Below are 7,033 nucleotides of genomic sequence, written 5' to 3' on the forward strand. Positions count from 1 at the left end.
TCCACCTTATGGATAATCAACAGGCGTGGTATATAGACAAATGCATATGAAAATAGGACGTTATCGTTTTATTTTCTACATAGTTGAGAGAGATAGGAATGTATTTAAAAATGTAGTAAGCTGATTGATTAAACGAAATGTAAGACAAAGTCAACAACACCCAAACATTTGATCTTATTTAATTATATTATCAGAACGAGTGTTTGTAAGTAACAATGCCTTTAAACTGCGCCAAATAAAAACATGGAGAGGAACGTGATGGTTTGAAGACTTTTCTAATTATTGTGGGAGTTATTGTGGCGATTGTGATTTTACTTATCGTGGGTTTGATTACAGCGAGCAGGCGAATTGAGAAAAAGAATAAAAAATTGCGAGTGGAAATGGAGATGGCTAACCCTTTACCGAAGGAGAAACAGCATTTGCTTGCCTACGGTGCCAATCTCTCTCTTTACCGGTCTGAGTCGCCGCGGATACTGCCGATGAAGGTAGATTATGAAACTTTGAAGGAAGGCCTTTCTTCATACTGGGACGTTAGTAATTCGGAGGAGGCTATGCAAACGCTGGAATGGCTGCTTACGGAAGGGCATCGTGCGAAGTATGATCAGCTTCTTATGGCGTTGAAAGCTGGCCAGTCTTTTACAGAGGAGGAAGTGGGGAAATCGCAGGAATGCTATGAATCAGCCCAGGAAGCGATGATGAAGAAGCTTTCCTTTGTGAAATCCGATTTTGACCGGGTGAACACCATTGCTGCCTGGGATTTTGACCGAGCTGTAAATATTGCAAGATGGAGCTACATACTTGGCTATATAACCGAAGAACAGGCATGGGGCTATATAGAGAGGGCTGCTGATGCCGCCAGCCATTTCTTCCAATCCTGGAAGGAATATTTTATTTCATTTGCATTTGGCCGAGCCATTGCTTACGAGGGTGACATTTACGATATCCTTTGGAATGGAAAAGAATTGCTGAATGAAGAGGACTCGATCTGGAATGAATTTAGCATTAAGCGATCCGGAACAGGAAGCCGATAATTTAGCATTATTACCTGTTCCTGTTTACCCGCCTGAGGGATGAGTGTAAGCTCATCGGGATAATCAAAGACAAGGCTGCTGCTGTTTGGAATCAGACGGGCAAAGGACGACAACAGTTGCTTGAATACTTGCTAATAAAAGACCCTCATCATTGCAGGTGGGGGTTTATCCATATTCGTTAAACCACATTTAACAAATTCAATCCAAGGTTGGGGGGCATTTACATCGCTATCAAGTTAGGAGCGATAACTACCCTAAATAGTGAAAAAATGCGCTATTCTTTAAAGGATGGCGCCTTTTTTATGACTGCTTCTATATCTTAGCCGTTACTATAATTTGTATGGAGAGGCTCTTTTTTCAACATCGGATTCATGGAATGATGTTAAATCGGTAGATTTTTCCTCTGATTCCTTGTATAATAGGAATATACGTTCGGTTTAAAGAGGAAGGTGGATGCGCCCTGTGGTCCAACAGAAGAAAGGCCAGTGTGTCTTTTTCTTAACTCCCACCATAAAAATTGGTTGATTTATCAAATTAAATGTATATAATTGGAAAGTTTAAGAGGATACATGGGGTTTTGAACAATGAACGATGGGAGACAACAAATAAAGTTATGGAGAACATTCTAAATACGATGCTAAACGAAATGAAAATGGTGATTAACAAGTGGTTTAATCACCTTGGTGATAAGGGTGCGGGAGCCATCGTGAAGCGCACTTCGCTGCAAATAGGAATTCATAATTATGCCCTGCTGGAATATGCTAAGGGCAGGGTCAGTGTGGAGGATACTAAATTAGATTTTATTTCACCGAAAGTAAAGTTCAGGCATGGCGGGCCGACAGAGCTATTGTCCGAGGAACAAGTCAGGAAGCAGATTGTACCTGAGCTTGCCCTATTTATGCAGCAAAAATTGAATAGTCTCCAGTTTCCGGCATTAATTGATTATAAATTTACGTTCTTGGGCAAGTTTTGGGTGCAGGAAGGTGAAGTGAACATTCCTATTCTCAAGTATGTCGATGAGACGAAAAAGAAAAAACTTCTGGAACGAATTACCTATTATATCGAAACGAAGCTCGAATCGGGAAAGCATCCTACCCAACCTTTGGAGACGTTCTTTCTCTTCAAGCATTTGCTGGATGAGGAGCTATTTCCCGATCAAAAGGCAGAGTGGATCATATCCGTCTTCGACAGGATTCAGCAGTTGAATAAAGGAAATAAACATCAACTTGCAGAGCATCGGGCACGTATTATTTCTGCTTTACGCCGTTGGGCGGAAAACAAGCTACTTCCCCGGTATTTTGACATTCAGGGAGAGCAGTATCAAAAAGAGTATACAAGAAAAAGCAATATTAAACTTGAAAGTACCGAGCAAGGACCGACTGAACTGCTATTATATACAGCGGTGGCAATTATTAAATATGAGCCTTCTTACTGCAGAAGCACGGGAATTGCTTTGCTGGAGCGGGCCGTCGAACTGGGAAGCGTCCGAGCCTCTTGTTTAATGCAGGAAGGCAGCGGAACTTTTGCCAAGGAAGAGGTTTATTTTCGCGATGAACGTGTGGAATGCAAGGCAAATGATATATTCGCTACGGTGGCTATTACCATTAAGCAGGAAGCCGAGGAGAGCTATGCGCGTGCGCTCCGTTTTATTTGCCGTTTATTAAAACAAGGTTTCCCTAATAGCTATCAAATCAAGCTGAAATCCAGTGTTAGGCAGTTTTTGCCCATCAAAGGATTAGCGAGATCGGGTACACATCGTTTCTTTGCCAACGCTCTGGAGTATCCAAATCTGTATCCCCTGTTGGAGGAGTATGCCCGCGAGGCGATGGAAGAATTCGAGTGGTATACGGATACGGAAGGAGAGAAGAGCTGCATGCCAGGCAGTTATGCCGTCTTCGGCCTTGGACTGGCGGATCGGAATCATTTCTCGTTGGTGGAAGATTATATGGCAAAGGTCGACGAGGAGCATCAGTCTGTTCAAGATTTGTTCACCGTTGCCTTCGCTAAACAGCACGGCGTGAATGCAGAGACGATGGCCACACTCGTTGTATGCCTGCTTTATAGCACGGACTCGATGAAGCTGAAGATCAAACCTGCTATGGAAGAAGAAGCTAATGTAAGACTGCTACTGAACAAAATTAGCGGTTTTCAGCCTTATGAAGTGAAGCATATTGTCTATATAATCTGGGGAGGAGTGGACAAGCTTAAGGCTATCGCCGCCAAAGCCAAAGGAGAGAAATCGATATTGCTGTCGAACTTGTACAGGCTGCAATAGACAAAAGGTAATGGCTATGCAACAGCGTGAAGTCTTTGTATATGCTTATATACTGCACCCGGGATGTCAAGCACTGTTTTCTTCTCATACCGATGGGACTTGCGCCCATTCTTTTCAATCATTTGAAAAAGCCGACGAAGAACCTGTCGGACAGCCTGCGTTTGTTTTCGCAAAGCATCATGTAGTGATAGAAAATATTCTTTTACCATACAGATCGCTTTGAATTCACTTCTTTCTTTTTCTTCCTTAGAAGAAGCCTACGCATTTGAAACATGAGAGAAAAACTAAGTAGAATAGCAATTAACTATCCATATACAAGGCATTCAAATCGCTCTGTTTTTATCAGTTTGCATCAATTGATATGAAAGTGGGGCTTCGTCATGAATTCCATGGGATGGAGACCGTCGTTTCTCAGATGGAGATGGGTTGTATTTCTAGGATATAATTGGCACAGTTCCGTATCATACCAACGAATGGAGATAGAGTAATGGAAAAAGACCTTTTGAAACAACTAATCCTTTGGCATGAAGATGATGAATTTGAAAAAATAGTAGGTCAGATTCTGCAAATTCCCGAACAGGATAGGGATTATGATTTAGTCAGTCATTTGGCAAGAGCATTGAACAATCTGGAACGTTACGATGAAGCATTGCAGCAGTTTTTGACGATCAAGAAACAAGGTGAGCATGACCCTCTTTGGCATTTCCGTGTGGGCTATGCCTACTACTACCTATTACAATATGAGGAAGCAGTAAGAGAATTTGAAATTGCGAATAAGCTAGACCCAGAGGATGAAGATACTCTGATGTTTTTAGAATGGAGCCGTCGTGGGGTCGACCGAAAGAACCGTCAAAAGGAATCAATGACAGTGCAGCCAAACGCAGTTACTTCTGTGAAGAATGACATTGGGGTGAATCAGCTAAGTATTGCAGAGAGAATTAAACCGTTTCAGCTAATAGAGCATGATAGTGGCAACGTGTCAATGATTTTGGATGTTGGTACTTACAAAGATGAAATTTTTCAAACGCGGGCTGACGAGGGATTTGAAGGCAACGGTTACGATTGGGGGTCTTTGGCGGTTGTTTTTCTTGAAGAAAGAATGCCTCAGTTGGCTGGTATCGTACGTTTTGATCCGGAAGGCAGTATGTTCTGCGCTTATTCAGATAATAGAGAGGCGCTACAAAGTTTTGCGCTCGGCTTTAAAGATGCTTGCGAGGATGACGTTGTAATCAGGGATCTATTCTCCCGCGCTGAATTAGATTGATCAAAGGACAATTTGTTCACTATATCCGGGTTTGATGCGGAAAGAGCGAGTTGAAGCACCAAATGCAAAATGAGGTTGATTGCGGTGAAACAACCGGTTTATTTGCATAAGATAGTTGAGAATCGCGATAAAATTATCGTGCGCTATACGAATTTCAGCGATGCCCCTCAATGGGTTCGATTCTTTCGAGGAATGCTTCGAATGCCGACAACTAAATTGATGTAAATAAAACCGTCAGTTTCTTGGCAGTTTAAAGAGTGGATTTATAATAATTAATATTAATGCATAAATATGATATCAAATTGCTTTTTCGACAATCTGAGGAACGAAGTATTCGTTCCTCTTTTGTTTTATCGAACTAACAGGGAACAATAGTTGATAAGCAAAGTCGATATTTCTAAAGTAAGGAAACATTAGCCCACCATCCATATGGACAGTGGGGGGGTGAGTGCTTTATTCGTCTTCCTGGTCAATAGGTTCCTTAATATATTCGCCTGTCAGAGCATCCACATAACCAAACCCATCCGAGTTATCCCATGCATATATAAGAAGCGGTGCTGGAGCTTGTTGATCTAAATACCATGGCCATATATATTTTAACTTCAATGGTGTTCTATACTTAATCAATGTTGCGAGTGCTTCCTCTTTTGTCACGATGTTTTGCGAATCTGGGAGATCTGCTTTTTCCATTGGGGTAGAAAGATAGAAATAAACAACCTTTCCTGTTTGTTTATCTATATCCACTTGATAACTGTGATCTCGTACAGGAATTCCCTGATGGAGTTTAGTGAAATGAAATTGATATTTATCATTTTGCTCATCGGTCATTTCTGGTAATTTACTCTTATCTACCCATGACGGAATCTCTGGCTTCTCAAAGATCTCCTGCTGTAATTCCAATTCCGTTGTACTTGAATCGGCATATGTTTCCAGGAAATCACGGGCCACAGTAAATGCTTGTTCTTCTGTTATCCTTGCTGCTTGCTTTTTTTGCTCCTTGTTTGTAGATAAGCTGACACTATATACATGACCTGTTTTTTTATCCGTTGTTATATGAGCGGTTACTTGACCATCTTCCGTGCTAAATCGATAGTCCAAATAGCGTTTTTCTTTTTCCCATGGAAAATTGATAGGCTGATGAACACGTACTGTTCCTGTAGCACTATTAATATCAAATAACTTGGCAAGAAGTTGTTTTACTTCTTCTTCGGAACGCGCAATAAGCGTTTGTCCTTTTGGGTGAAGCACGGTTTTAGTTTCCGTTGGTTTTGATTGCACGGAAGCAAGCTCTTTTGCATCCACTTTGTTACCCGTTTGCGCATGGATATATCTGGAGTCTAGATCGTAGCGTAAGCCTGGTTTTGTTTTTGTTTCTTCTGAAGCTTGCCCATCCTTCCCTGATTGCTCTTGTACATAATTTAGGCTGATGCTATCTGCGGTAGTCATGTTCTTTATAACTTCTTCAATTGGTAATGCGGTATCCGGCTTTGGTATCTTAGTCGTATCTACATCGACGGGGTCATATGAATAGGTTGTAATATGACCAAGTGAATCGACTTCCAAGCGTACTCCTTTGTTCTCTATAGGTATACCGTTAAGAAGGAGCGGGAATTCCACTGAACATGTGCGCCAGGATACTATCGATCCGTCTTCGTTACGAGTTGCAGAACCGAAATCGCTATACCTAGTTGGCTTGCCGAATTGCTTTCTGCCCTCTGTACCAAACCATTCTGTAAGGAAACGTTCAGCTGTATCCTGTGCTAACTGACGAGAAGGCAATTTTTCGGATGCCCATGCTGTAGCTCGTATATCAAACGAAAGTAAATCTCCAGTATTTCTATCGAATTCTAAATAAGCACTCATATCTTCTTTCTTGATTTTTTCTTCTGGTCTATCACTAAGACCCACCAGAAAACGCTGACTATCCTCCCGACCTCCACTTGTAATAATATTCAATTTCTTTAATTCCGGCTGAAGGGTAAACAGCCTGTCCATCGTTTTTTGTACAGCAGCTGGAATTGGAGTTAAGGCTTCTGTTGTTTCAGTTGCTTTAGCTGCTTGTGTAGATGTGGCCTGGGTAGCTCCCAATTCCACTTCTTCAGCTAACACGGATGGAGCAAGCATAAGTGAAGATGAAAGGAATAGAGCGGTTAATGGTAGTGTACGCTTCATTAAAAATCCTCCTTTTTTGGATAACAATACAAACTATACATCATGATAGGAGGAAAAAAATGAAAAATCAACTGCTTTATTGTAAAATGCCTCCATTTTGATGTAGTTGTTAGGTAAGGGTACATAAAATGTTTATGTACGGAAAAACAAAAAACATTTTATTCAGGGAATCTTGGATGGGATTGGTTCAGGAGTGTATCGGTAATGTGCTTTTGCATATTGAAGTTCCTTTAGACTTTCCTAAAGTTTATATAGCGGATTATGCACATGTATTAGAGTGCAGGTGCTTTG

At 41.3% G+C, this 7,033-nt stretch carries 5 protein-coding genes and 1 pseudogene; 4 read left to right on the forward strand and 2 right to left on the reverse strand.

All coding sequences use genetic code 11. The annotated features are described in order from the left end of the window. The first annotated feature begins 263 nt into the window (after positions 1 to 263). Positions 264 to 1,031, forward strand: coding sequence for a DUF1266 domain-containing protein (locus HMPREF0083_RS00785; RefSeq protein ID WP_021618996.1), 768 nt, complete (start codon positions 264 to 266; stop codon positions 1,029 to 1,031). A gap of 577 nt (positions 1,032 to 1,608) precedes the next feature. Further along, on the forward strand, positions 1,609 to 3,306 hold the full coding sequence (locus HMPREF0083_RS00790; protein WP_338081176.1) for a DUF6138 family protein: 1,698 nt from the start codon (positions 1,609 to 1,611) through the stop codon (positions 3,304 to 3,306). Positions 3,307 to 3,320: 14 nt separating this feature from the next. Here the strand turns inward: HMPREF0083_RS00790 and HMPREF0083_RS29195 are convergent. Continuing rightward, positions 3,321 to 3,658, reverse strand: a pseudogene (locus HMPREF0083_RS29195) (IS4 family transposase); the annotation flags it as partial. Positions 3,659 to 3,793: 135 nt separating this feature from the next. Here HMPREF0083_RS29195 and HMPREF0083_RS00800 point away from each other — a divergent pair. Together HMPREF0083_RS00800 and HMPREF0083_RS27740 are read left to right on the forward strand one after the other, a co-directional pair. Continuing rightward, positions 3,794 to 4,570, forward strand: coding sequence for an Imm51 family immunity protein (locus tag HMPREF0083_RS00800; protein WP_021618999.1), 777 nt, complete (start codon positions 3,794 to 3,796; stop codon positions 4,568 to 4,570). A gap of 84 nt (positions 4,571 to 4,654) precedes the next feature. Then, positions 4,655 to 4,795, forward strand: a complete 141-nt coding sequence (locus HMPREF0083_RS27740) for a hypothetical protein (protein WP_021619000.1) — start codon at positions 4,655 to 4,657, stop codon at positions 4,793 to 4,795. A 228-nt stretch (positions 4,796 to 5,023) separates the two neighbouring features. On the opposite strand, the gene HMPREF0083_RS00805 is transcribed toward HMPREF0083_RS27740, so the two are convergent. Further along, positions 5,024 to 6,742, reverse strand: coding sequence for a YcdB/YcdC domain-containing protein (locus tag HMPREF0083_RS00805; protein ID WP_040301019.1), 1,719 nt, complete (start codon positions 6,740 to 6,742; stop codon positions 5,024 to 5,026). Between the last annotated feature and the right edge of the window lie 291 nt (positions 6,743 to 7,033).

The sequence above is a fragment of the Aneurinibacillus aneurinilyticus ATCC 12856 genome (assembly GCF_000466385.1).
Lineage (GTDB): Bacteria > Bacillota > Bacilli > Aneurinibacillales > Aneurinibacillaceae > Aneurinibacillus > Aneurinibacillus aneurinilyticus.